This window comes from Streptomyces sp. NPDC020192 (assembly GCF_044388685.1).
GTDB lineage: Bacteria > Actinomycetota > Actinomycetes > Streptomycetales > Streptomycetaceae > Streptomyces.
In genome coordinates, this window is record NZ_JBIRXG010000023.1 from 110,170 (window position 1) to 134,034 (window position 23,865).

Annotated in this window: 20 protein-coding genes; 12 read left to right on the forward strand and 8 right to left on the reverse strand. The window is 72.6% G+C overall.

Annotated elements, in window-relative coordinates; translation table 11 throughout:
• The first annotated feature begins 180 nt into the window (after positions 1-180).
• From ACH47Z_RS35080 to ACH47Z_RS35115, 8 genes are all read left to right on the forward strand, one after another.
• Positions 181-957 carry an amino acid ABC transporter ATP-binding protein gene (locus ACH47Z_RS35080; RefSeq protein ID WP_399081066.1) on the forward strand — a complete coding sequence of 259 codons (777 nt, stop codon included), beginning with the start codon at positions 181-183 and terminating at the stop codon, positions 955-957.
• An 81-nt stretch (positions 958-1,038) separates the two neighbouring features.
• Positions 1,039-1,875 (forward strand): glutamate ABC transporter substrate-binding protein, encoded by an 837-nt coding sequence (locus ACH47Z_RS35085; RefSeq protein ID WP_399081068.1) that lies wholly within the window; start codon positions 1,039-1,041, stop codon positions 1,873-1,875.
• Positions 1,876-1,954: 79 nt separating this feature from the next.
• Positions 1,955-2,620 (forward strand): amino acid ABC transporter permease, encoded by a 666-nt coding sequence (locus tag ACH47Z_RS35090; RefSeq protein WP_067053276.1) that lies wholly within the window; start codon positions 1,955-1,957, stop codon positions 2,618-2,620.
• Positions 2,617-3,510, forward strand: a complete 894-nt coding sequence (locus ACH47Z_RS35095) for an amino acid ABC transporter permease (RefSeq protein ID WP_399081069.1) — start codon at positions 2,617-2,619, stop codon at positions 3,508-3,510. Before ACH47Z_RS35090 ends, ACH47Z_RS35095 begins: the two co-directional genes overlap by 4 nt.
• Before the next feature lie 177 nt (positions 3,511-3,687).
• On the forward strand, positions 3,688-5,292 hold the full coding sequence (locus ACH47Z_RS35100; protein ID WP_399081071.1) for an FAD-dependent monooxygenase: 1,605 nt from the start codon (positions 3,688-3,690) through the stop codon (positions 5,290-5,292).
• 116 nt (positions 5,293-5,408) lie between these two features.
• The gene (locus ACH47Z_RS35105; RefSeq protein ID WP_309506048.1) at positions 5,409-5,456 is read left to right on the forward strand and encodes a hypothetical protein; all 48 of its coding nucleotides are present in this window, start codon (positions 5,409-5,411) and stop codon (positions 5,454-5,456) included.
• A gap of 71 nt (positions 5,457-5,527) precedes the next feature.
• Positions 5,528-6,064, forward strand: a complete 537-nt coding sequence (locus ACH47Z_RS35110) for a cysteine dioxygenase (RefSeq protein WP_399081073.1) — start codon at positions 5,528-5,530, stop codon at positions 6,062-6,064.
• On the forward strand, positions 6,061-6,474 hold the full coding sequence (locus ACH47Z_RS35115; RefSeq protein WP_399081075.1) for a rhodanese-like domain-containing protein: 414 nt from the start codon (positions 6,061-6,063) through the stop codon (positions 6,472-6,474). The genes ACH47Z_RS35110 and ACH47Z_RS35115 overlap by 4 nt, the downstream gene beginning before the upstream one ends.
• 83 nt (positions 6,475-6,557) lie before the next feature.
• Here ACH47Z_RS35115 and ACH47Z_RS35120 read toward each other — a convergent pair whose 3' ends face one another.
• From ACH47Z_RS35120 to recA, 3 genes are all read right to left on the reverse strand, one after another.
• Entirely contained in the window at positions 6,558-9,086 is a 2,529-nt protein-coding gene (locus ACH47Z_RS35120; RefSeq protein ID WP_399081126.1) for an ABC transporter permease, read from the reverse strand.
• A gap of 574 nt (positions 9,087-9,660) precedes the next feature.
• Positions 9,661-10,452: a recombination regulator RecX gene (recX, locus tag ACH47Z_RS35125; protein WP_399081077.1), complete on the reverse strand. Its 792-nt coding sequence runs from the start codon at positions 10,450-10,452 to the stop codon at positions 9,661-9,663.
• A 7-nt stretch (positions 10,453-10,459) separates the two neighbouring features.
• Entirely contained in the window at positions 10,460-11,590 is a 1,131-nt protein-coding gene (recA, locus tag ACH47Z_RS35130) for a recombinase RecA (protein ID WP_399081079.1), read from the reverse strand.
• A gap of 532 nt (positions 11,591-12,122) precedes the next feature.
• On the opposite strand from recA, the gene ACH47Z_RS35135 reads away from it, so the two are divergent.
• Positions 12,123-12,866, forward strand: a complete 744-nt coding sequence (locus ACH47Z_RS35135; RefSeq protein WP_399081127.1) for a hypothetical protein — start codon at positions 12,123-12,125, stop codon at positions 12,864-12,866.
• A 12-nt stretch (positions 12,867-12,878) separates the two neighbouring features.
• On the opposite strand, the gene ACH47Z_RS35140 is transcribed toward ACH47Z_RS35135, so the two are convergent.
• Both ACH47Z_RS35140 and ACH47Z_RS35145 read right to left on the reverse strand, forming a co-directional pair.
• The gene (locus ACH47Z_RS35140; RefSeq protein ID WP_399081081.1) at positions 12,879-14,126 is read right to left on the reverse strand and encodes an AI-2E family transporter; all 1,248 of its coding nucleotides are present in this window, start codon (positions 14,124-14,126) and stop codon (positions 12,879-12,881) included.
• A 137-nt stretch (positions 14,127-14,263) separates the two neighbouring features.
• Positions 14,264-14,458, reverse strand: coding sequence for a DUF3046 domain-containing protein (locus tag ACH47Z_RS35145; protein WP_399081083.1), 195 nt, complete (start codon positions 14,456-14,458; stop codon positions 14,264-14,266).
• An 80-nt stretch (positions 14,459-14,538) separates the two neighbouring features.
• Here ACH47Z_RS35145 and ACH47Z_RS35150 point away from each other — a divergent pair, with 80 nt between their 5' ends.
• Complete coding sequence (locus tag ACH47Z_RS35150) at positions 14,539-15,483, forward strand: hypothetical protein (RefSeq protein ID WP_399081085.1); 945 nt, start codon at positions 14,539-14,541, stop codon at positions 15,481-15,483.
• 93 nt (positions 15,484-15,576) lie between these two features.
• On the opposite strand, the gene ACH47Z_RS35155 is transcribed toward ACH47Z_RS35150, so the two are convergent.
• The 3 genes from ACH47Z_RS35155 to ACH47Z_RS35165 are packed head-to-tail and all read right to left on the reverse strand — an operon-like array spanning position 15,577 to position 17,704.
• On the reverse strand, positions 15,577-15,885 hold the full coding sequence (locus ACH47Z_RS35155) for an AzlD domain-containing protein (RefSeq protein ID WP_399081087.1): 309 nt from the start codon (positions 15,883-15,885) through the stop codon (positions 15,577-15,579).
• Positions 15,882-16,754, reverse strand: a complete 873-nt coding sequence (locus ACH47Z_RS35160) for an AzlC family ABC transporter permease (RefSeq protein ID WP_399081089.1) — start codon at positions 16,752-16,754, stop codon at positions 15,882-15,884. Before ACH47Z_RS35160 ends, ACH47Z_RS35155 begins: the two co-directional genes overlap by 4 nt.
• Positions 16,755-16,777: 23 nt before the next feature.
• Positions 16,778-17,704, reverse strand: coding sequence for a helix-turn-helix domain-containing protein (locus tag ACH47Z_RS35165; protein WP_399081090.1), 927 nt, complete (start codon positions 17,702-17,704; stop codon positions 16,778-16,780).
• A gap of 106 nt (positions 17,705-17,810) precedes the next feature.
• Between ACH47Z_RS35165 and ACH47Z_RS35170 the strand changes: the two genes are divergently transcribed.
• Together ACH47Z_RS35170 and ACH47Z_RS35175 are read left to right on the forward strand one after the other, a co-directional pair.
• Entirely contained in the window at positions 17,811-22,793 is a 4,983-nt protein-coding gene (locus tag ACH47Z_RS35170) for an ATP-dependent helicase (protein ID WP_399081092.1), read from the forward strand.
• Positions 22,794-22,876: 83 nt separating this feature from the next.
• The gene (locus ACH47Z_RS35175) at positions 22,877-23,722 is read left to right on the forward strand and encodes an Fpg/Nei family DNA glycosylase (protein WP_399081094.1); all 846 of its coding nucleotides are present in this window, start codon (positions 22,877-22,879) and stop codon (positions 23,720-23,722) included.
• Positions 23,723-23,865 lie beyond the last annotated feature (143 nt).

Consider the following 23,865-nt stretch of genomic DNA (forward strand, 5'->3'; position numbering starts at 1 on the left):
AGGGTTCCGGTTGCCCGCCGCTTCCGTTATCCGGCCGATACGCGCGCGCGTGGCCGGTGCTACGACACGTGTCCGCCTGCTATCGGATCGTGATGCTCAGATCTCCCTCAGATGTGATGACGCAGGTCACAGCCGCTCATTACTGTCCTCCGAAACCGAGCAGGACGGAGCCCGAGAGCGATGACCGAAGCAGCGCTGACCAAGGAAGACACGGTCACGTCCGACGAACTGGTCGTCCTGAAGAGTGTCAACAAGCACTTCGGCGCGTTGCACGTGCTCCAGGACATCGACCTGACGATCGACCGCGGCGAGGTCGTCGTGATCATCGGGCCTTCCGGGTCCGGAAAGTCCACCCTGTGCCGCACGATCAACCGCCTGGAGACGATCGACTCGGGCACCATCACCATCGACGGCAAGCCGCTGCCCGAGGAGGGCAGGGAACTGGCCCGGCTGCGGGCCGACGTCGGGATGGTCTTCCAGTCCTTCAACCTCTTCGCGCACAAGACCGTGCTCGAGAACGTGATGCTGGGCCAGCTCAAGGTCCGCAGGACGGAGAAGAAGCAGGCCGAGGAGAAGGCCCGGGCGCTGCTCGACCGGGTCGGGGTGGGCACCCAGGCCGACAAGTACCCCGCCCAGCTCTCCGGCGGCCAGCAGCAGCGCGTCGCGATCGCGCGGGCGCTGGCGATGGGCCCGAAGGTCATGCTCTTCGACGAGCCGACCTCCGCCCTCGACCCCGAGATGATCAACGAGGTCCTCGAGGTCATGCAGCAGCTCGCCCGTGAGGGCATGACGATGATCGTCGTCACCCACGAGATGGGGTTCGCACGCTCGGCCGCGAACCGGGTGGTCTTCATGGCCGACGGCCGGATCGTCGAACAGGCCGCGCCGGAGCACTTCTTCAGCAACCCACGCAGCGACCGGGCCAAGGACTTCCTGTCCAAGATCCTGCACCACTGACGGCATGCGCCCGGCCCCGCACCAGCTGGGTCGCCCTTTCCAACGGACCTCGTCCCGCACCATTTTCGAAGGATGTTCAGCATGAAGCTCCGCAAGGTCACCGCCGCCTCGGCCGTCACCCTCGCCCTCGCCCTGTCCGCCACCGCCTGCGGCGGCGGCAAGAAGAACGACAGCGGCTCCTCCGGCGGCGGCAAGTCGATCGCCATCGGCATCAAGTACGACCAGCCGGGCCTCGGGCAGAAGACCCCGCAGGGCTACGCGGGCTTCGACGTCGACGTGGCCACCTATGTCGCCAAGAAGCTCGGTTACAGCGCCGACCAGATCGAGTGGAAGGAGTCGAAGAGCGCCGACCGCGAGACCATGCTGCAGCGCGGTGACGTCGACTTCATCGCCGCCACCTACTCGATCACCCCGAAGCGCCAGGCGAAGGTCGACTTCGCGGGCCCGTACCTGTTGGCCCACCAGGACGTGCTGGTGCGCGCGGACGACACCTCCATCAAGTCGCCGGCCGACCTCAACAACAAGAAGCTGTGCTCGGTGACCGGCTCGACGTCGGCGCAGAACGTGCACGACAAGCTGGCCCCCAAGGCTCAGCTCCAGCAGTACCCGACCTACTCCGCGTGCCTGACCGGTCTGCAGAGCAAGGCGATCGACGCCCTGACCACGGACGACTCGATCCTCGCCGGATACGCCTCCCAGGCCCAGTTCAAGGGCAAGTTCAAGCTCGGCGGCTTCAAGATGACGAACGAGAACTACGGCATCGGCGTCAAGAAGGGCAGCGCCCTCAAGGACAAGATCAACAAGGCCCTTGAGGAGATGGTCTCCGACGGTTCCTGGGAGGCGGCCGTGAAGAAGTACTTCGGCCCGGCCGACTACAAGAACGAGCCCGCCCCGAAGATCGGCGACATCAAGAGCTGAGGCAGGGCCCGGCCGGTGCGCCGCTTGCGACGGCAGCGGCGCACCGGGGGCATCCCTACACGCGAAAGCGCGGGAGATCGTGTTCGACTTTCTTGACAAGTACGACGTGCTGGGCGCCTTCTGGACGACAGTGCAGCTCACGCTGCTGTCGGCCGTGGGCTCCCTTGTCTGGGGCACTCTGCTGGCCGCCATGCGGGTGGGCCCCGTGCCGCTGATGCGCGGTTTCGGCACCGCCTACGTGAACATCGTGCGGAACATCCCGCTCACGGTGATCATCCTCTTCGCCTCGCTCGGCCTGAGCAACACGCTGGGCGTCACCCTGGGCTCGGACAAGGTCGACACGACCAACTTCCGGCTGGCCGTGCTGGGCCTGATCGTCTACACGTCGGCCTTCGTGTGCGAGGCGATCCGCGCCGGCATCAACACGGTGCCGGTCGGCCAGGCGGAGGCGGCCCGGGCCATCGGCCTGAGCTTCACCCAGGTGCTGGGTCTGGTCGTCCTTCCGCAGGCCTTCCGCGCGGCCGTCGGCCCGCTGGCCAACGTGCTGATCGCGTTGACGAAGAACACGACGGTGGCGGCCGCGATCGGCGTGGCGGAAGCGGCGCTCCTGATGAAGCAGATGGTGGAGAACGAGGCACAGCTGCTGGCGATCTCCGCGGTCATCGCCTTCGGGTTCTGCTGCCTGACGCTGCCGACCGGTCTGATCCTCGGCTGGGTGGGCAAGAAGGTGGCGGTGAAGCGATGAGTTCGGTCCTGTACGACGCCCAGGGGCCGCGTGCCAAGCGGCGCAACATCCTCTACACGGCGGTCTTCCTGGTCGCCCTGGTCGCCCTCGTGTGGTGGGTGTACACGTCCCTCGACGACAAGGGCCAGCTGGAGTGGGCCCTGTGGAAGCCCTTCTTCAGCGGCACCGAGGCCTACTCCACGTACATCTGGCCCGGCCTGCAGAACACGTTGAAGGCCGCCGCGCTGGCCATGGTCATCGCGCTGCCGCTGGGTGCCTTCTTCGGCATCGCCCGGCTCTCGGACCATGTGTGGGTGCGGATACCGGCAACCGTCGTGGTCGAGTTCTTCCGCGCGATCCCGGTGCTCGTCCTGATGATCTTCGGTAACGAGCTGTACAGCCAGTACACGAACGTCACTTCCGACGACCGTCCGCTGTACGCGGTCGTCACCGGCCTGGTGCTGTACAACGCGTCGGTGCTCGCGGAGATCGTCCGCGCGGGCATCCTCGCCCTGCCGAAGGGGCAGTCCGAAGCGGCCCTGGCGATCGGTCTGCGCAAGAACCAGGTGATGCGGCTCATCCTGCTGCCGCAGGCGGTCACCACGATGCTCCCCGCGATCGTCAGCCAGCTCGTCGTGATCGTGAAGGACACCGCGCTCGGCGGCGCGGTCCTCACCTTCCCCGAACTCCTGTCGTCGGCCAACACCATGAGCGGCTACTACGGCGCCAACGTCATCGCGTCCTTCACGGTGGTGGCCGTGATCTTCGTGGTCATCAACTTCTCGCTGACCTCGTTCGCGAGCTGGCTGGAGGGCCGGCTGCGGCGGGGCAAGAAGTCGACCGGCGCGGTGCTGGGCGTCCAGGACACCGTGGACATCCCGGGCCACGCGGGAGCGGGAACCGCGGCCTGACGCCGGATCAGACCCGAATGCGTCACCCGGGGGCAGTGGCATGATCGCCACTGCCCCTGTTCGCTTGACGCAAACTCTGCCAATGGGTTGCATACGTTCTGTGATCGTGCACCCCGCTCCCCCTTCCTGTTCACTTGTCTCCGTCAGGGCATCGTCACGGGCAGGGGGCGCCGCGTCATGGACCCGGTGATCATCGTCGGAGCGGGGCCGGTCGGGCTCACGCTCGCCCTGGCGCTGGCCCGCCAGGAGGTGCCGTCCGTCGTCCTGGACGAGGGCCCCGGCAAGGACGAACCCCGCCCGGCGCGCACGGTCGTGCTGCGCGAGGACACGGCCGCCCTGCTGGAGCGGCTGACCGGCATGGCGCTCGGTGAGTACGGCGTGCGCTGGGCCGGATGGCGGTCCCTCAGGCGCAGGCAGGTGATGAGCGAGATCGACTTCGCCGAGGCCGACCCCGCCGCCCCGCTGCACATCGCCCAGCACGTCCTCACCGCCGCCCTGCGCGCGGCCGTCGCCGACGAGCCGCTGGTGAAGACGGCCGTGGACAGCCGCCTGGACGCGATCGAGCAGGACCGTTCCGGCGTCACCGCGCACAGCCGCGGCCCCAAGGGAACCTGGTGGCGCGGCAGTTACCTGGTCGGCTGCGACGGCCCCCGCTCCACCGTCCGCAAACTCCAGGACATCCGCTTCCCGGGCCGTACGGCGGTGGAGCGGCACGCGGTCGCCGCGCTGCGGACGGAACTTCCGTGGGAGGGCCAGGCGTTGCTCCATCGGATGCCGCCGTGGCGGCAGTCCGGGCCCTCGGCCGGGGAGGTGACCGCCCGCCCCCTCCCGGACGGCGTGTGGCGCCTGGACTGGCTGCTGCCCCCGGGCAAGGACCTGGTCACGCCCGAGATCCTGGTGGCCCGGATCCGCGAGACCCTCGCGGGCTGGACGGAGGGCTCCACACCGCCGTACGACCTGCTCGACACCGGTGTCCACACGGTGCACCACCGCCTCGCCCGACGGTGGCGCGCCGGCCGGGTCTTCCTCGCCGGGGACGCGGCCCATCTGCTCGGCGCGCTCGGCACCCAAGGGCTCGACGAGGGCCTCAGGGACGCCGACAACCTCGCCTGGAAGCTCGCCCCGGCCTGGCACCACGGGCACCACGAGGCGCTGCTCGACAGCTACCAGACCGAGCGGCGCGCGGTGGTCGCCGCCCGGCTGCGCGCCGCCGACCAGGTGTTGCCGGTGCTGCGCGGCTCCGGCGGGCTGCGCCACATGGTCCCGGGCGCTGCCCGTGGCCATGACGCACTGCTCACGGACGGTCACCTGGGGCGCGGTCCGCTCGGCGCGCCGGGGGCGTACGCCGGCTCGCCGCTGGCGCCCCGGCATCTGGAGGGCGAGATCCCGGTCGAGACCGCGCCGGGCGCACCGGTCACCGACGTCCGGGTCACCGCGGAGGACGGCTCCTTCGTCCGGCTGCGCGACCGGCTCGGCCGCGGCGCCCTGCTCGCCGTCCTGATCGCGCCGGGCACGGGCGTGTGGGACCGCAAGCACTGGGTGTCCGCCGGAGTGATGCCCCGCCTGGCGGCCGCGGTGACCGCGCTGCCGCACCCGGCCGAGCTGCTGGTCGCCGAGGAGTACCCGGGTGCGCCGGCGCACAGCGTGCTGCTCGTGCGCCCCGACGGCCACCTGGTCACGGCGCTGAGCGGGGTCCGCCCGGCCGACCTGTACGCGGCGGCGGAGGCGGCGGTGGGAGGCGCGGTGAAGGAGGAGGCGCAGGCCGCCTCCAGCGCGCGCTGACCCGCGCTCCGGTCACGCTCTGTCCACATGGTGACGGTGAGTTGACCGTGGTGCACGCGCATGCTGTACTCCGGACCATGACCGACACCTGCGTGCGCCTGTGGCGGAGGGTCCACATGGACCTCGTCCGCTACGCGGGCTGCGTGTGTCGCCCGTCCTGCTGAATTCGCACCCCTCTTCCCTCCCCGGGCGCCGTCGTGCGCCCGTTCCGCGAACGCTCTTCAGGACGGTGAACGTGTCTGTCTCCCCTGCTCCCGCGTCCCCTGCCGTCGGCTCCGCGCCGCCCACCCAGGCGGACCTCCTCGACTTCGCCCGGCGTACGGCCGCCGACACCGGGTTGATCGCCTCCCTTCCGCTCGACCCGGAGGGCCGCACCTGGGTGCGGCTGGACGGGCCGGGCGGCAGCGAGGCCTGGCTGATCGGCTGGCCGCCCGGCACCGGCACCGGCTGGCACGACCACGCCGAGTCGGTCGGCGCGTTCCTCACGGCCTCCGGCGAGCTCAAGGAGAACTCGCTCGCCGCCCGGCTGCCGACCGACGGCTGGCGGACCCTGGAACTCACCGAGGACGTCGACCGCGAGCGCCGCCTCCCCGCAGGTCAGGGCCGCTCCTTCGGCCGCCACCACGTCCACGAGGTCCTCAACGAGTCCCGCACCGAACACGCCATCTCCGTCCACGCCTACTACCCGCCCCTCCCCCGCATCCGCCGCTACAGCCGCACGGGCCAGGTACTGCGCCTGGAGCAGGTGGAGCGCCCGGAGGACTGGCAGTGAGCGACAGCACCGGTCGTACGCCGGTCGGCATCGACGAGTTCCTGGAGCGGGTGCGCGCGGGCTACCGGCGCATTGATGTACGGGAGGCGCACGAGGCGGCGCGGACCGGTGCGGCGCTGCTGGTGGACATCCGGTACGCGGCCCTGCGCGAGCAGGACGGTGTGATCCCCGGCGCCCTCGTCATCGAGCGCAACGAACTGGAGTGGCGCCTCGATCCACAGGGCAGCCACCGCACCCCCGAAGCCACCGGCCACGACCTGCGCATCGTGGTGATCTGCAACGAGGGCTACGCCTCCAGCCTGGCTGTCGCCTCCCTCCACCAACTCGGCCTGCACCGGGCGACGGACCTGGTGGGCGGCTTCCAGGCCTGGCGGTCGGCGGGGCTGCCGGTGCAACCGGCGGCGCGCTGAAAGCGCCGCTCTGAGACATGAGAGAGGCAGGCGCTGAACCTCCGTTTCGGGGAGCGGAGGTTCAGCGCCAGGTCCTCTCCGTGCTACTCCTTCGCCGTCGCCACCGTCACCGCCCGCACCCGCAGCGCCGCGCGCCCCGGCACCGCGCTGCCCACGAGTGCGAGGAGTCCGGCCACCGCGACGACGGTGACGTAAAGCAGGGGCGTGACCGTGGGCGCGGCTCGGCCGGTCATCCCGACGCTGAACGCGGTGAGCACGGCGAGGGCGATCCCGCTGCCGAGCGAGGTGGCCAGGAGCAGCACGCTCAGCACCTCGGTGCGCAGCATGCGCAGCACCTGGCGGCGGGTCGCCCCGGCGAGCCGGAGCAGGGCGAACTCCCGGACACGTTCCGCCACCGACATGGCCAGCGTGTTGACGACGGCGATGGCGGTGAACGCCAGCACCAGCCCCATGGCGAGGTAGTTGACCTCGGCGTTCGTCTGCTGCCGGTCCGCCTGGAGGGCATCCGCGGCGGCCGGAGAAAGAATCCGGAGCCCCGGGAACTCACGGAGCGTAGTCGAGAGTTGTGTCTGTGTGCGGGTCGTGCTGACGAGGACGGAGGAGGCGAGCGGGTTGTCGACGTGCCGGGCGAGGAGGTCGTGGGCGAAGGTGAGGTCGCCGAAGCCCAGACCCCGGGCATAGACGGCGGCGACGGTGAGCGTGGCGGGCGTGCCGTCGCCGAGGGTGAGTTTCAGGGTGCTGCCGGGCTTCAAGTGGTGCTGATCGGCGACCAGTTGACTGACGGCGACTGTGCCGGGGGCGAGCCGGTCGAGGGAGCCGGCGGCGACCTCCGGGTCCCAGGTGCGGGTCAGGCCGGCCGGGGTGACGCCCTGCGCCGGGTACTTGTCGAGGCCGATGCGGACAGTCGTACGGACGACCTCGGTGACGGTGTCGTGCCCCGCCCGCAGCCGCTGGGCGGCCTCGTGGGGCACGCCGGGCCCCCGCGCGGCGACGACCCAGTCGGCCCGAATGCCGTTGCGGGCCTGGGCGCGGGCGGCGTCGCCGAGGGTCGACTGGACGAACAGGACGGTGCAGGTCATGCCGACGAGCAGGGTGAGAGGGGTGACGACGGAGGCCATACGGGCGGCGTTGCCGCGCAGGTTGGCGGTGGCGAGGCGGCCGCTGTGACCGGTGAGCCGGAGCGGGCCGGCGAGCAGCAGGGCGGCCGCCCTGACCAAGAGCGGGCCGAGCAGGGCGACGGAGGTGGACAGGACGACGACGGCGAGGAACGTGACGGGAGTCGAGGCAGGTTCGGTGCGCAGCGAGGTGAGGACGACGACAAGGACGGTTCCGCCGGCGAGCAGCAGCAGCCCGGCGGCGATGCGGCCCCACGGGGGACGGCTGGGCTCGGTCCTGGCCTCGGTCAGGGCCTCCGTCGGCCGGATGCGGGCGATCCTGCGGGAGGCGATCCGGGCCGCGGCCCAGGCACCGAGCAGGGTGACGGCGAGAGCGGCGAGCGGCGGGAAGACACTGACGGTGCGCTCGAGCGTGTCGGGTACGGCGCCCAGGGCGACGAACCTGGAGTACAGCACGCCCCCGAGCGGCAGCCCGAGCAGCGCGCCCACGGTGCCCGCCGCCGCGCCGACGACCAGCGCCTCCCGGCCGAGCAGCGCGCGGATCTGCCCTGACGTGGCGGCGATGGCGCGGAGCAGGGCGAGTTCACGGTGGCGCTGCTGCACGGTGAGCCCGAAGGTGCCGACGACCACGAGCACGGCCACCAGCAGCGAGGTACCTCCCATGGCACCGCCCATGCTGACCAGCCGGGTGCGGGCGGTCGCCGCGTCCAGGAACTCGACGGGTCCCCGGGCGTCTCCGTCGGCGACCTGGGCGGCAGTGCCGTGCAACGCCGCCGCCACGGCCTGCCGCACCCGCCCGGGGTCCGTCCCCTGCTCCGGCAGCACACCGAACGCGCTGACCTGCCCCGGATGCCCGGCCAGCCGCCGGGCCTCGGCGGCGGAGAAGAACAGGGACGTCTGGTGGGGTACAGCGGTGGCGGGCGCCGCGATACCGGTGACCCGGTAACTGCGCGGAGCCCGCGTGGACTGCACGGTGAGCCGGTCACCGGGGCGCAGACGGGCCCGGGCGGCAAGGTAGCTGTCGACGACCAGGTCGCCGTCGGACCGTGGCGCGCTGCCCGTGGTCAACCGGTACGGCGTCAGCACGGCGGAGTCCCAGGCGTGCCCGTAGGCGGTACGGCCGCCGGTGCCGGCCGGGGTCAACGGCTGGGCGAGAAAGGTCAGTTCGGGAACGATCCGGGCCACGCCGGGAACATGGTCGAGCCGGGTCCGCAGCCCCTCGGACAGCCAGGCCCGCTCGGCGATGGGTTTCGCCTTGTGCTTGACCTTGGTCTTGCCCTTCTTGTGCTTGACGGTGGTCTGGTGAACGTACTGGTCTCCGGAGACCACGACGGGGGCGCCGGCATAGCGCTCGGTGCGGATGGTGCCGCGCAGACCGGTGTCGAGAAGGGTGCCGCACGCGGTCACCAGGGCGGCCGCACACATCAACGCGAGGAAGGCACCGAGAAAGCCCGCCTTCCGGGCGCGGACTGTCTGTAGGGCGTAACGCAGCATCATCGGGGCGGGCTCTCTTCTGCTGTACGCGTCGGCAATGTCAAACACGCCCGGCCTCGGCCGGCACCGATGTGCCACGACCCAGCGCGCCCAACCAGCTTCGCCCGCACAAAGCCCCCAAGCACTGCGGCACCCCAGCCTCTTCAACGGGGGCTAACCCCACCCCGAGCCGCCCGAGGGCTGCCCCCGCCGCGAGACATCCGAGGACCGGCTTCACTACGAACCGTCCCTGCCGTGGGGGCGCACGAGAGTAAACCTCGCCATCGGGCATCGAAGCCCCGCCCGCCCCGCCCAGTTGCATGACATCCGGGGGCTGGCTCACTGCGAGACGCCCAAGGGCCCCGGGCCTGCGCGTGAGGCATACGAGGGCCAGCCCTGCCGTGAAACGTCCATGGCCAGGCTCGCCATCAGGCATCGAGGCAACGCCCCCGCCGCCAGACATCCCGAGACCCGGTCCCGGCGCAGGACATCCGAGAGCCGCCCCCACCGCGGGTCGCCCAAAGGCTGCCCCCGCCGTCAGGCGTCGGAGCGCCCGGTGTCCCCCACCGTCGGACATCGAGCCCCGCGCCCCAAGACCTCAGATGTCCCCGTCCCCCAGGAACTCCGTGTCCTCGCCCTCCTCTTCCAGGGCCTGGCGGACGACGCGGAGGGCCATGCCCTCGGGATAGCCCTTGCGGGCGAGCATGCCGGCGAGGCGGCGAAGCCGCTTGTCGCGGTCGAGGCCTCGGGTGGCACGCAGCTTGCGGGCGACCAGTTCGCGGGCGGTCGCCTCCTCCTGCTCGGAGTCGAGCTGGCCGACAGCCTCGTCGATCAGCGCCGAGTCGACCCCCTTGGTACGGAGCTCCCGGGCGAGCGCACGGCGGGCGAGCCCCCGGCCATGGTGCCGGGACTCCACCCAGGCGTCCGCGAACGCGCCGTCGTCGATCAGCCCGACCTCCTCGAACCGCGACAGCACCTCCTCGGCCACGTCTTCGGGAATCTCCCGCTCGCGCAGGGCGTCGGCGAGCTGCTTGCGGGTGCGCGGGGTCCCGGTGAGCAGGCGCAGGCAGATCGCCCGTGCCCGCTCAGCCGGGTCCCCTGAAGACTCCCCCCGCTCGGCCCTCGACGAGGAAGGGGCGCCTTCGTCCTCCCGGGGCGCGTCCCCGAAGCCGCGCCGACGGCGGCCCCGGCCGCCCCGGCGGGCACCGTCGTCGCCCTCGTGACCGGCGCCACCGCTTCCACGGTGCTCACCGGGTCCGTCGTACCCGCCGTACTCGTCGTGCCCGTCGTCACCGTCCGGGGCGGAGTCCGGGTAGCCCCCGGTGCCCCTCCCCCGTGGGGCACCGGGGGTGGCGTACTCGTACTCGGCCCAGTCGGTTCGTCGTGTCACGGGTCGGTCAGCTCTTGGCTGCGGCGGCCTTGGGCTTGGTGGCCTTGGCCGCTGCCGGCGCGGATGCCGTCTTGGCGTCGCCCTCGGCCGCGGTGGTGACCGCCGCGTCCGCACCCGGCTCGGCGGCGGGCTCCTCCGGCGGCCGGACACCGACGCCCAGCTTCTCCTTGATCTTCTTCTCGATCTCGTTGGCCAGGTCGGGGTTGTCCTTGAGGAAGTTGCGCGCGTTCTCCTTGCCCTGGCCGAGCTGGTCGCCCTCGTACGTGTACCAGGCGCCGGCCTTGCGGACGAAGCCGTGCTCCACGCCCATGTCGATCAGACCGCCCTCGCGGCTGATGCCCTGGCCGTAGAGGATGTCGAACTCGGCCTGCTTGAAGGGCGGCGCGACCTTGTTCTTGACGACCTTGCAGCGGGTGCGGTTGCCGACCGCCTCGGTGCCGTCCTTCAGGGTCTCGATGCGGCGGATGTCGATACGCACCGAGGCGTAAAACTTCAGCGCCCGGCCACCGGTCGTGGTCTCCGGGGAGCCGAACATCACGCCGATCTTCTCGCGGAGCTGGTTGATGAAGATCGCGGTGGTCTTGGACTGGTTGAGCGCGCTGGTGATCTTCCGCAGCGCCTGGCTCATCAGCCGGGCCTGCAGACCGACGTGGCTGTCACCCATCTCGCCCTCGATCTCCGCGCGCGGGACGAGCGCGGCGACGGAGTCGATGACGATGAGGTCCAGGGCGCCGGAGCGGACCAGCATGTCCACGATCTCCAGGGCCTGCTCGCCGTTGTCGGGCTGGGAGAGGATCAGGTTGTCGATGTCGACGCCGAGCTTCTTCGCGTACTCGGGGTCGAGAGCGTGCTCCGCGTCCACGAACGCGACCTGGCCGCCGGCCTTCTGGGCGTTGGCCACGGCGTGCAGGGTCAGGGTCGTCTTACCGGAGGACTCCGGTCCGTAGATCTCCACGACACGGCCGCGCGGCAGGCCACCGACGCCGAGGGCGACGTCGAGCGCGGTCGACCCGGTCGGGATGACCTCGATGGGCTCCTTCGCCCGCTCGCCCATGCGCATGACCGCGCCCTTGCCGAATTGTCGTTCAATCTGTGCGAGCGCGGCGTCGAGCGCCTTCTCGCGGTCGGTTCCTGCCATGGGTTCCACCCGGTTTGCTTGAGTCGATCGCTTCACGTCAAAGACGCTAACCCCTGCCACTGACAATGCGCCCCGACGCAGGCCCAGCCTGTGGATAACCGGGGGACATCTTCCCGCGAAACGGGACGAAATCCGCCACCTAGAGCCTCGCCTGAGCTTCCATGAGAATGGATGTTCGATTTTCGTGTCAAGCGCGCCACACGGTGCCGGAATCCTGGATTCGGCGGCCAAGTACGCCTGGCTCCCCCTCACGCCGCGTGCCCCCGCCACGAGCGCCGCGGAGGCCGCCGACCGCTTCCACGCCGCCGACCGGCCCGCCCGGGACCCCACGACCCTGCGCCGCGCCCGCGGCCGGGCGCTGCCGCAGGCCCTCAGCGGCATGCTCATCGGAAAGCCGGCATCCACGGCCACCCGGGCGGCAAGCCCACTTGATCCCTCTCGACCGGGCGCCGTACGGCTACTTCCGCCGGCGTACGGCGGGTGTCTTCGGCCGGACGACGACCGCGCTGGTGGCTCCGGCGAGCCTTGGCCCATGAAGATTGCGCGCTCCGTCGACCGCCTCTGTCATGCGACGGGGCTGTTCCTCGTCCTGTCCGCTCTCGTGCACCTGGTGGTGTTCGCGGTCGACGGCGGCCCCTGGGACGGCCCGGTCTCCTGGCGCAAGCCGTTCACGTTCGGGCTCTCCTTCGGGCTGACGCTGATCGCGATCACCTGGGTCACGTCGTACGTGCGCGTAGGGGCGCGGCTGCGTGCGGTCCTGTTGCTCGTCTTCGCCACCGACTGCGTGGTGGAGGTCGGCGGGATCGCCCTCCAGGCGTGGCGCCGGGTGCCCTCGCATCTGAACATGGAGACGCCCTTCGACACGGCGGTGTCCATGACGCTCGCGGTGGGCGGCGCGATTCTGGTGGTCGTGCTCACGCTCTTCGCCGTCGCGTCCTTCCGGCACCGGCCGACGGGCCCCGCCGGCATGCCGCTGGCGGTCCGCTCCGGGTTCGCCGTGCTGTTGGTGGGACTGGCCTCGGGTGCGGCGATGATCGCGCGCGGGGTCGTGCTGACCCGGACCGGCCACCAGGAGGCCGCCTACCACTCCACGGCCCCGCTCAAGCCCCTGCACGGCGTCAGCCTGCACGCCGTCCTCGTCCTGCCGCTGCTGGCCTGGCTGCTGTCCCGCTCGCCCTGGAGCGAACGGACGCGTCGGCGGATCGTGGCCACGGCGGTCGGCTGTTACGCCGCGGCCGTCGCCGGGGCGGGCGTGTGGGCGGTGCTGACGTACTGAGCACACCCGGAGTTACGGTATTTCCTCCGCCTCCGGCTCCCGGACCCGGAGACCGCGTATGCGCGCGAGGATCCCGGGACCGCCCGGCCCCGGGCCGCGGTGCCCGTGCACCCGGGGGTCGTCCGTGACGGCGTAGCGCTTCACGTAGGCGCCCAGGAAGGCCTGGAGGGTGGCCACCGCCGGGATCGCGATCAGCGCGCCGACGGCACCGAGCAGCGCGGTGCCCGCGATGACCGAGCCGAAGGCGACCGCCGGGTGGATGTCGACGGTCCTGGCGGTCAGCTTGGGCTGGAGCATGTAGTTCTCGACCTGCTGGTAGGCCACGACGAAGGCCAGCACCCACACCGCGTACCAGGGGTCGACGGTGAAGGCGATCAGCATCGGCAGCGCGCCCGCGAGATACGTCCCGATGGTGGGGATGAACTGCGAGACCAGACCCACCCAGACACCGAGCACGGGCGCGTACGGCACGCCCAGGGCCTGGAGCAGGATGTAGTGCGCGACGCCGGAGATCAGCGCCATCAGACCACGCGAGTAGAGGTAGCCCCCGGTCTTGTCGACGGCGATCTCCCAGGCGCGCAGTACCTCGGCCTGGCGCGCGGGCGGCAGCACTGAGCACAGCGCGCGGCGCAGCCGGGGGCCGTCGGCGGCGAAGTAGAACGAGAAAAGTCCCACGGTCAGCAACTGGAACAGCCCGCCGAGCACCTGCTGGGACACGTCGAGGACACCCGCCGCGCTGTTCTGCGCGTACGTGCGCAGCCAGTCGGAGTGGAGCAGGCCCTCCTGGACGTCCACGCGTTTGAGGTCCGCGTGGAAGGAGTCATTGATCCACCTGATGAGCGAGTCAAGGTAGCCCGGGAAGCCCTCGACCATCTTGATGATCTGGCCGGCCAGCATGGATCCGAGCAAGGTGATGAACCCGGCGGCGGCGATCGCCAACGTCAGGAAGACCAGGAAGGTGGCGAGGCCCCGGCGCATACCGCGGGCGGCCATCCGGCTCACCGCGGGCTCGATCGCGAGGGCCAGGAAGAACGCGATCAACACGTTGATCAACAGTCCGGTCAGCTGGTGGAAAGCCCAGGTGCCCAGCCGGAACACGGCGATCAGCGCGAGCGCGAGCACCATGGCCCGCGGCAGCCAGCGCGGCATGCGGCCGCCCGGGACGACGGTGCCCGGGGCCGGGGGCCGGTCGGGCGCTGTCGTAGCGGTGGATGCCGCGTGCCGGGTCAGCGGCTCGTTGACGTCGTCCGTGGATGCCACGTGCCAGGTCTCGCCGACGCCACCGACAACCGGCGTCCACCTGCGATTTCGTGACCGATCAGTGCCGTACCGCAGCCGCTTTCACGAACAATCAACACATATCAGACAGCGGGGTGACGGAGCGTCCGGTCAGCGTGTCAGCGCCGCTCACCGGGCACGTTCATGACCGTGCAGACCACGCGCCAGACGTCCTTCGCGTCCCAGCCGGAGTCCAGCGCCTCGTGCACCGTGCGTCCGCCCAGCTCCGCCATGACGTGATCGCGCGCGAAGGTGTCGGCGTACCCCGGACCGAAGTGTTCCGCCATCCGCTGCCAGAAGACCGTCAACCGCATGACTCCAGTATCCCGCCCCTGGGGGTGGGCCCCGGCCGGGACCGCTTGCCGAGACCGCTTTCCGTCCTACGGTCTGATCCATGGCCGACACCGGAGTTTCCCCGCTCCCCTCCACGCCCCAGGCGCGCTCCCCGCTCTTCCGCGCCGAACAGTTCGTATGGCTCACCGCGCGCGTGCTGGAGCAGCGCCTCTTCGCACACCACTTCCTGCACGGCACTCCGGAGGCGGTGGAGACGGCGCTGGACGCCTACCGCAACGAGGACAACGGGTACGGGCACGCGCTGGAGCCCGATCTGCGCGGACCCGCGAGCCAGCCCCTGCACACCGCGCACGCGCTGCGCGTCCTGGACGCCATCGGGCGCTGCGGCGGGCAGCGGGTGGAGCGGGTGTGCCGCTATCTCACCTCGGTCTCCACGGCGGACGGCGCCCTGCCGGCGGTCCATCCCAGCCAGCGCGGCTATCCGGCGGCGCCGTTCGTGCCGGTCGTCGACGACCCGCCCAGCGACCTGCTCGCCACCGGACCGGTGGTCGGGCTGCTGCACCGCAACGAGGTGTGGCACGCCTGGCTGTTCCGGGCCACCGACTTCTGCTGGCAGGCCGTGGAGTCCCTGGAGAAGTCCCACCCCTACGAGGTGGAGGCCGCCGTGACCTTCCTGGACTCCGTCCCCGACCGCTCGCGCGCGCAGGCCGCGGCCGACCGGCTGGGCCGCATGGTGCGCGAGCAGCGGCTCGCGGCACTGGACCCGGCCCGCCTCGACAAGTACCCGGTCGCGCCCGGCTACGCCCCGGCCGAGCACCACTTCCCGCACGACTTCGCGCGGACTCCGGACTCGCTCGCGCGCGCGTGGTTCACGGACGACGAGATGGCCCGCTCCCTGGACCACCTGGCGGCCGAGCAACAGGACGACGGCGGCTGGCCCGTCCGCTGGCGCCAGTGGGCCCCGGCTCCCGCCCTGGAGTCACGCCCCCTGGTGACGATCGCGGCCTTGCGCACACTGAGGTCGTACGGCCGTTTCGTGGGCTGAGCCGGTGCCGTGCGGCCACCCACCCGGTGGCCGAGCCCGACCGGCGCGCGCGGAACGCCGGCGTGAGCCGCTCCGGCCTGCGCCGGTCCCGCGTCAGCCGCCAAACGCCCGTACGCCCGCCGTCACCACCACGGCCGCGGCCACGACCAGCAGGAACGGCGCGCGCAGCACCAGGGCCACGGCGGCCGCGCCGAGCCCCGCGACCCGCGCGTCCAGCACGAGCGCGTGCCCGTCGGCGAACGTCTGCTGAGCCGTGAGCGCGGCGAGGAGGGCGACGGGCAGCAGGGCGGCGATCCGCCGCACGAACGGCCGCTCCATGGCGCCCGCGGGCACCAGCAGCCCGGCGAGCTTGACGGCGTAGCAGCCGACGGCGGTCAAGCCGATCGCGATCCAGGTGCTCACCGGTCCCCCTCCGCCACGGCTCCGCCGTCCGTTCCGTCCACTCCATTGATCCGGTCAACCTGGTCAATCCGGTCCACCCGGGCCGCTCCATCCGATCCGGTGAGTCCAGCCGGTCCACCCGTCCGGCCCGGCCCGCGGCGTACGCCCGGTCGGCCACGCCCTTCGCGACGGCCCTCGGCGACGAGGGCGATCGGTGCCGCCAGGGCCGCCACCAGGACCGGAACGCCGGCCGGCAGGACGGGCAGCAGGCCGAGGCCCAGCAGGACCGCCAGGCCCGCGACCGCGCGCTCGGTGATCGTCCTCAGCATCGGCGCGAGCAGCGCCAGGAACACGGTGGGCCCGGCCGCGTCCAGGCCCCACGCGTGCGTGTCGCCGATGGCCTTGGCGCCGAGCGCGCCGAGCAGCGTGGTGAGGTTCCAGAGCGCGTACAGCGTGAGCCCGGTGACGGTGAAGCCGATCCGCCGGGCGCGCCGGGTCGGCTGGGCCAGGGTGACCGCCGTGGTCTCGTCGATCACCCACTGGGCGGCGAACGGCCGTACCGCGCGCGGGAGGGCGAGCAGCTGCGACAGCCGCAGCCCGTAGAAGGCGTTGCGCACGCCGAGGAAGAAGGCGCCGGCGGCCGCCGTGAACGGACTGCCTCCGGCGGCGAGCGCTCCGACCAGGGCGAACTGGGAGGCGCCGGTGAAGACCAGGAGGCTGAGCGCGCAGGTCTGGAGCAGCCCGAGTCCACTGCCGGCCGAGGTCACCCCGAAGGCGAATCCGGACAGACCCACGGCGACGCCGACCCCGAGAGCGTCCCGTACGACGGCCCGGTCGGGCTTGTCCGCGCCGCCGGCGCTCATGTCCGCGCATGCTGTCTGCTGTGCCACGCCCCGGACGGTACGGACGTCCCTCACCCCGGGTCTTGTACGTTCTTGCGCCCGCGCGTGTTCCTCGGCTCGCCCGCGTTCCGGCGCTCGCGTTGGTAGGCCCCCGGGGGCACGCCGACGATCCGGGTGAAGTGCCGGTTGAGGTGCGGCTGGTCGGTGAAGCCGACGGCCGTGGCCGCCTCGGCGGGGGGTGTGCCGGCGTCCAGCAGGAGCCGCGCGCGGCGCACGCGGGCGTCGGTCAGCCAGGCGTGCGGCGGCATGCCGTAGGCGTCACGGAACGCCCGCAGCAGCGCGAACGGGCTGGTGCCGAGGTTGGTGGCCAGCCGTTCCAGGGTCGGCGGCTCGGCCATCCGCTCCGCCAGCACCGCACGCGCGCGTGCCGCGATGCCGGCTCCGGCCGTGCGGACCGGCCGCTGGGGCAGAGGTCCGCCGTTCAGCCGCAGCAGTCTGGTCACGGCGACGCGCAGCAGGGTGTCGGCGGCCAGTGCGTTGCCCTCGTCGGCGGCGCGCAGCACCTGGTGGACCAGGCGGACGGTGTAGGGGTCGTCGAGGACGGGGCTGACGAAACCGGGCGTGCCCCGGATGGTCGTGGTCTCGGCCGCGATCGCGGCGACCACCTCGGGTGACGGGTAGACCGCGCCGTACCGCCAGCCGTCGGGGACGCCTGCGCGGCCGGTGTGCGCGGTGTCCGGGTTGACCAGAGCCAGGGCGCCGGCGGGGACGTACACGTCGGAGCCGCGGTGGTGGAAGACCTCGACGCCGTCGGCTATGGCCGCGATCACGAAGTGCTCGTGGGTGTGCCGGACGAAGGTCTTGTGGATGTACCGGGCCCGCAGCAGGTCCACGCCCGGCAGGTCGTCGTACCGCCAGTGCCGCGCACGCTCCGCCGGCCGACGCCCGCCCGTCTTCCCACCCGTCCGTTCCTCGCCCCGCCGAGCCGCACCCGCCATGCGCCCATTGTCCGCCCCGCTGCCCGCGACCGGCCTCCGCGCACCCCGCCGCACGGCGTTTCCCCAGGTCAGCGCGATTGTCAGTGGTCGGGTGCAGGATGGACGCATGGTCAGCTCCGCACATCGAGCCCTCGACGGCTTCTCGCCCGCGACCCGCGGCTGGTTCACGGGGGCGTTCTCCGCGCCCACCGCGGCCCAGGCGGGCGCGTGGCAGGCCATCGGGGCGGGCTCGGACGTGCTGGTGGTGGCGCCGACCGGCTCGGGCAAGACCCTGGCCGCGTTCCTCGCCGCCCTGGACCAGCTGGCCTCGGCCCCGCCCCCGGCCGACCCGAAGAAGCGCTGCCGGGTGCTGTACGTGTCACCGCTGAAGGCCCTCGCGGTCGACGTCGAGCGGAATCTGCGCAGCCCGCTGACCGGCATCCGCCAGGAGTCCGTGCGCCTGGGCCTGCCCGAGCCAGAGGTCAGGGTCGGCATCCGCTCCGGTGACACCCCGGCCGCCGAGCGGCGCGCCCTGTCCACGCGCCCGCCGGACATCCTGATCACCACCCCCGAGTCGCTGTTCCTGATGCTGACCTCGGCCACGCGCGACGCGCTGACGGGCGTGGAGACGGTGATCCTGGACGAGGTGCACGCCGTCGCGGGCACGAAGCGCGGCGCTCATCTCGCGCTCTCCCTGGAGCGGCTGGACGAGCTGCTGCCGAGGCCGGCCCGCCGGATCGGCCTGTCGGCGACCGTGCGCCCGGTGGACGAGGTGGCCCGCTATCTCTCGCCGCGCCGCAAGGTGGAGATCGTCCAGCCGGAGTCCGGCAAGGAGTTCGACCTGTCGGTGGTGGTCCCGGTCGAGGACATGGGCGAGCTGGGCGGCTCCCCTGCGGCCGACGCCGCCGAAGGCGGCGAGAAGCCGTCGATCTGGCCGCATGTGGAGGAGCGGATCGCCGATCTGGTCCAGGCCCACCGCTCCACGATCGTGTTCGCCAACTCGCGGCGCCTCGCGGAGCGGCTGTGCAACCGGCTCAACGAGATCGCGTACGAGCGCGCGACGGGCGAGACCCTGGAGGAGCATCACGCCCCCGCGCAGCTGATGGGCGGCTCGGGCGCGGCCCAGGGCGCTCCCCCGGTGATCGCCCGCGCGCACCACGGCTCGGTCTCCAAGGAGCAGCGCGCCCTGGTCGAGGAGGACCTGAAGGCCGGACGCCTGCCCGCGGTGGTCGCCACCTCCAGTCTCGAACTCGGTATCGACATGGGCGCGGTGGATCTCGTCGTCCAGGTCGAGTCCCCGCCCTCGGTCGCCTCCGGGCTCCAGCGCGTCGGCCGCGCGGGACACCAGGTGGGCGCCGTCTCCACCGGTGTCGTCTTCCCCAAGTACCGCGGCGACCTCGTCCAGGCCGCCGTGGTCACCGAGCGGATGCGCGCGGGCTCGATCGAGTCCCTGAGGGTGCCCGCGAACCCGCTGGACGTACTCGCCCAGCAGCTGGTCGCCATGACGGCGCTGGACACCTGGCAGTTCGACGACCTGCTCGCCGCGGTCCGCCGCGCGGCGCCCTTCGCCTCACTGCCCGAGTCGGCGTTCACGGCGGTCCTCGACATGCTCGCGGGCCGCTATCCGTCGGACGCGTTCGCCGAGCTGCGCCCGCGCGTGGTGTGGGACCGCGTGACCGGCGAGATCACCGGCCGCCCGGGCGCCCAGCGCCTCGCCGTCACCTCCGGCGGCACGATCCCCGACCGGGGCCTGTTCGGGGTCTTCCTCGCCGGTTCCGACCCCAAGAAGGGCGGCGGCCGGGTCGGCGAGCTGGACGAGGAGATGGTCTACGAGTCCCGCGTGGGCGACGTCTTCACGCTGGGCACGAGTTCCTGGCGCATCGAGGACATCACCCGCGACCGGGTCCTGGTCTCCCCCGCCCCGGGCGTGCCGGGCCGGCTGCCGTTCTGGAAGGGCGACCAGCTCGGCCGCCCGCTCGAACTGGGCCGCGCGGTGGGCGCGTTCCTGCGCGAGGTCGGCTCGCTGCCCAAGGACGACGCCCGGCTGCGCCTGCTGGCGGCGGGCCTGGACGCGTGGGCGGCGGACAACGTGCTGTCGTACCTGGACGAGCAGCGCGAGGCCTGCGGCCATGTCCCGGACGACCGCACGATCGTCGTGGAGCGCTTCCGTGACGAGCTGGGCGACTGGCGGGTCGTCGTCCACTCCCCCTTCGGCGCCCAGGTCCACGCCCCCTGGGCCCTCGCGCTCGGCGCCCGCCTGTCCGAGCGGTACGGCATGGACGCGCAGGTCATGCACGCCGACGACGGCATCGTGCTGCGCCTGCCCGACGCCGACCTGCTGGGCCTGGACCTGCTCGACCAGGCACCGATGAAGGCCGGCACGGAGTACGACACCGAGCAGGCACCCGTGGGCGCGGCGGACGTCGCCTTCGACAAGGGCGAGGTCGACCAGATCGTCACCGACCAGGTAGGCGGCTCGGCCCTGTTCGCCTCCCGGTTCCGGGAGTGCGCCGCGCGCGCGTTGCTGCTGCCGCGCCGCAACCCCGGCAAGCGCACCCCGCTGTGGCAGCAGCGCCAGCGCGCGGCCCAGCTGCTCCAGGTGGCGAGCGAGTTCGGCTCTTTCCCGATCGTCCTGGAGGCGGTCCGCGAGTGCCTCCAGGACGTCTTCGACGTCCCCGGGCTCGCCGAGCTGATGGGCGACATCGAGTCCCGCAAGGTGCGCCTGGTCGAGGTCACCACCCCCGAGCCGTCGCCCTTCGCACGGTCCCTCCTCTTCGGGTACGTCGCCCAGTTCCTGTACGAGGGCGACTCCCCGCTCGCCGAGCGCCGGGCCGCCGCGCTGTCCCTGGACTCCCGGCTGCTGGCCGAGTTGCTGGGCCAGGCCGAGCTGCGCGAGCTGCTCGACGCCGAGGTGCTGACCGAGCTGGAGCGCGAGCTGCAGTGGCTCACCGAGGACCGCCGGGTCAAGGACGTGGAGGGCGTGGCCGACGTGCTGCGGCTGCTCGGCCCGCTGACCGACGCCGAGCTGGTCGCGCGGGGCGCGGATCCGCACTGGGCACGGGAGCTGGCCGGGGCCCGCAGGGCCATCAAGGTCCGCATCGCCGGCGCCGACCACTGGGCGGCGATCGAGGACGCGGGCCGGCTGCGGGACGCGCTCGGCACGGCACTGCCGGTCGGCGTGCCGGAGGCCTTCACCGAGCCGGTCAAGGACCCGCTGGGCGACCTCCTGGCCCGCCACGCCCGTACGCACGGCCCGTTCACGTCGGCCACGGCGGCGGCCCGCTTCGGCCTGGGCGTCGCGGTCACCGAAGGCGCCCTGCAACGGCTCGCCGCGAGCGGCCGGGTCGTCCAGGGCGAGTTCCATCCGGCGGGCATCGGCCAGGAGTGGTGCGACGCGGCCGTACTGCGCCGCCTGCGCCGCCGCTCCCTGGCCGCGCTGCGGCACGAGTTGGAGCCCGTCCCGCCCGCCGCTCTCGCTCAGTTCCTGCCGCAGTGGCAGCACATCGGCACGGGGCACGGGCTGCGCGGGATCGACGGACTGGTGCGCGCCGTCGAGCAGTTGCAGGGGGCCTCCGTGCCCGCCTCCGCGCTGGAGAAACTGGTCCTGCCCTCCCGCGTGGCGAACTACACGCCCGCGATGCTCGACGAGCTGACCGCGGCCGGTGAGGTGGTGTGGGCCGGCGCGGGCGCCCTGCCCGGCAAGGACGGCTGGGTCTCCCTCTATCTGGCGGACGCGGCCCCGCTGCTCCTCCCTCCGCCGCACCCCCTGGAGCTGACCGCGCTCCACCAGTCCGTCCTGGACGCGCTGTCCGGCGGCTACGGTCTGTTCTTCCGCCAGATCGCCGACCAGGTGCGGGCCACGACCCACCCCGACGTCACCGATCCTCATCTGGCCGACGCGCTCTGGGACCTGGCCTGGTCCGGACGGCTCACCAACGACACCCTGGCGCCGATGCGCTCCCTGCTCGGCTCGGGCCGTACGGCGGGATCGACCGCGCACCGTGCCAGGCGGGCCGTCCCGCGCGGGCGTTACGGCTCCCTGACAGCCGCCGCCCGCCCCGCCTCCCGCTCGGGCCCGCCGACCGTCGCCGGCCGCTGGTCGCTGCTGCCGACGGCCGAACGGGACGCCACCGTGCGCGCCCACGCCCTGGCCCGCACCCTCCTGGACCGGCACGGCGTGGTGACACGCGGGGCGGTCGCGGCGGAGGGCGTCGAAGGCGGCTTCTCGGCGGTGTACCGGGTGCTGTCCGTCTTCGAGGAGAGCGGCCAGGCGCGGCGCGGCTATGTGGTCGAGGGGCTGGGCGCGGCCCAGTTCGCCATGGACGGCGCCGTGGACCGCCTCCGCGCGGTGGCGAGCGCCCGCGACCGCGGCGAGGCCCTGGCCTCCCCGTCCCGGCCGAACGGCTTCCCGGGTCCTGCGAACGGCTACGCCGAGCTGGCGTTCCCGAGCGCCTTCGACGGCGGCGACGGCTCGCCCCACGACCGCACCCTTCCCGGCGCGTTCGACGGCTCGGACGGCGGTTTCGCCCACCCCGGCCTCGACGGCGACTTCACCTGGCCACCGGCGGACCCGCCCGCTCCCGGCGAGTACGTCTCCCCACGCGATCTGGCCGACCCCTTCGCCTCCCCCGGCTACGGCGGCCCCCGGGGCGGCGGCGCCTACAGCGCGGCCCCCAACCGAGGCTACGGCAGCGGTCGTACAGGCCCGTCGGCGCCCGACTCGCGAGCCGTGGTCCTCGCTGCGGCCGACCCCGCCAACGCCTACGGCGCGGCCCTCGGCTGGCCGGAGTCGCCCACCGGCGCCGGGCACAAGCCGGGCCGCAAGGCGGGCTCACTGGTCGTCCTCGTGGAGGGCGAGCTGACGTTGTACATGGAGCGCGGCGGCAAGACGCTGCTGGCCTGGCCCGCCGGCCCGGACACCCCGGCCCCGGAGGACCCCCGTCTGCGTACGGCGGCCGAGGCTCTGGCCGCGGCGGCCCGCGCGGGCTCGCTGGGCACGGTCACGGTCGAGCGGATCAACGGCGCCCAGGCCCTGACCTCCCCCATAGGCACCCTTCTGGAGGCCGCGGGCTTCGTGGCCACACCACGCGGTCTGCGCCTGAGAGCGTGACGCACCGCTGGAAGAGCCACGCCTGACCACCACGGCCACCGCATGCCCGGCACACCCCACATCCCCCGTGGGACCCTGGACGCATGCCCGAAGGTGACACGGTCTGGCAGGCCGCGCGGCGGCTGCACGAGGCCCTCGCGGGCAAGGCACTGACCCGCAGCGACTTCCGGGTGCCGAAGTACGCGACGGTCGACCTCACCGGCCGTACGGTGCTGAACACCATCCCGCGCGGCAAGCATCTGCTGACCCGGTTCGAGGGCGGCCTCACCCTGCACACCCATCTGCGGATGGAGGGGGCGTGGCGGGTGTACGGCGCGGGCGAGCGCTGGCGGGGCGGGCCGGCCCACCAGATCCGGGCGGTCCTCGGCACGGCCGACCGCACGGCCGTGGGCTATCGCCTCCAGGTCCTGGAGCTGCTGCGCACGCGGGAGGAGGAGCGGGTCGTCGGCCATCTCGGCCCCGATCTGCTCGGCCCGGACTGGGACCCCGGGCTCGCCCTGGCCAACCTCCTCGCCGACCCCGCCCGCCCGCTCGGCGAGGCCCTGCTCGACCAGCGCAACCTGGCCGGTATCGGCAATGTCTACAAGAGCGAGTTGTGCTTCCTGCTCGGCGTGACCCCCTGGCTGCGCGTCGGCGCCCTGCCCGCGGACCGCGCCGAGAGGCTGCCCCCGCTCGCCAAGAAGCTGCTGGAGGCCAACCGCGACCGCCCGGTCCGCCAGACCACGGGCCTGCACCGGCACGACCTGTTCGTCTACGGCCGCGCACCCCACCCCTGTCTGCGCTGCCACACCCCCGTCCGCGTGGCCGACCAGGGCGACGGCTCCCGGACCCGCCCCACCTACTGGTGCCCCACCTGCCAGATCGGCCCCGCACCGGCCCCCGGCTCACCGCAACGTCGGCGAGACCACCCTCCCCGCCGCCCCGCCTGACACCGGACGCGCGCCCCGCCACACCCTGCCGGGCGCCCGAACCGACCGGATCCCGAGCCGGCCCATACCCCGCGCTCCGCGCCCCGGCCGACCGATCCCACACCCCGGCCCCAGCCCGATCCCCACCGACTAATTGACGACCC

Bases quoted from the DNA above. Each gene is read 5' to 3' on its own strand.
- ACH47Z_RS35120 (WP_399081126.1), bottom strand. From the start codon at position 9,086: ATGATGCTGCGTTACGCCCTACAGACAGTCCGCGCCCGGAAGGCGGGC.
- ACH47Z_RS35150 (WP_399081085.1), top strand. From the start codon at position 14,539: ATGGCCGACACCGGAGTTTCCCCGCTCCCCTCCACGCCCCAGGCGCGC.
- ACH47Z_RS35175 (WP_399081094.1), top strand. From the start codon at position 22,877: ATGCCCGAAGGTGACACGGTCTGGCAGGCCGCGCGGCGGCTGCACGAG.
- ACH47Z_RS35095 (WP_399081069.1), top strand. From the start codon at position 2,617: ATGAGTTCGGTCCTGTACGACGCCCAGGGGCCGCGTGCCAAGCGGCGC.
- ACH47Z_RS35100 (WP_399081071.1), top strand. From the start codon at position 3,688: ATGGACCCGGTGATCATCGTCGGAGCGGGGCCGGTCGGGCTCACGCTC.
- ACH47Z_RS35170 (WP_399081092.1), top strand. From the start codon at position 17,811: ATGGTCAGCTCCGCACATCGAGCCCTCGACGGCTTCTCGCCCGCGACC.
- ACH47Z_RS35165 (WP_399081090.1), bottom strand. From the start codon at position 17,704: ATGGCGGGTGCGGCTCGGCGGGGCGAGGAACGGACGGGTGGGAAGACG.
- ACH47Z_RS35085 (WP_399081068.1), top strand. From the start codon at position 1,039: ATGAAGCTCCGCAAGGTCACCGCCGCCTCGGCCGTCACCCTCGCCCTC.
- recA (WP_399081079.1), bottom strand. From the start codon at position 11,590: ATGGCAGGAACCGACCGCGAGAAGGCGCTCGACGCCGCGCTCGCACAG.
- ACH47Z_RS35145 (WP_399081083.1), bottom strand. From the start codon at position 14,458: ATGCGGTTGACGGTCTTCTGGCAGCGGATGGCGGAACACTTCGGTCCG.
- ACH47Z_RS35080 (WP_399081066.1), top strand. From the start codon at position 181: ATGACCGAAGCAGCGCTGACCAAGGAAGACACGGTCACGTCCGACGAA.
- ACH47Z_RS35135 (WP_399081127.1), top strand. From the start codon at position 12,123: ATGAAGATTGCGCGCTCCGTCGACCGCCTCTGTCATGCGACGGGGCTG.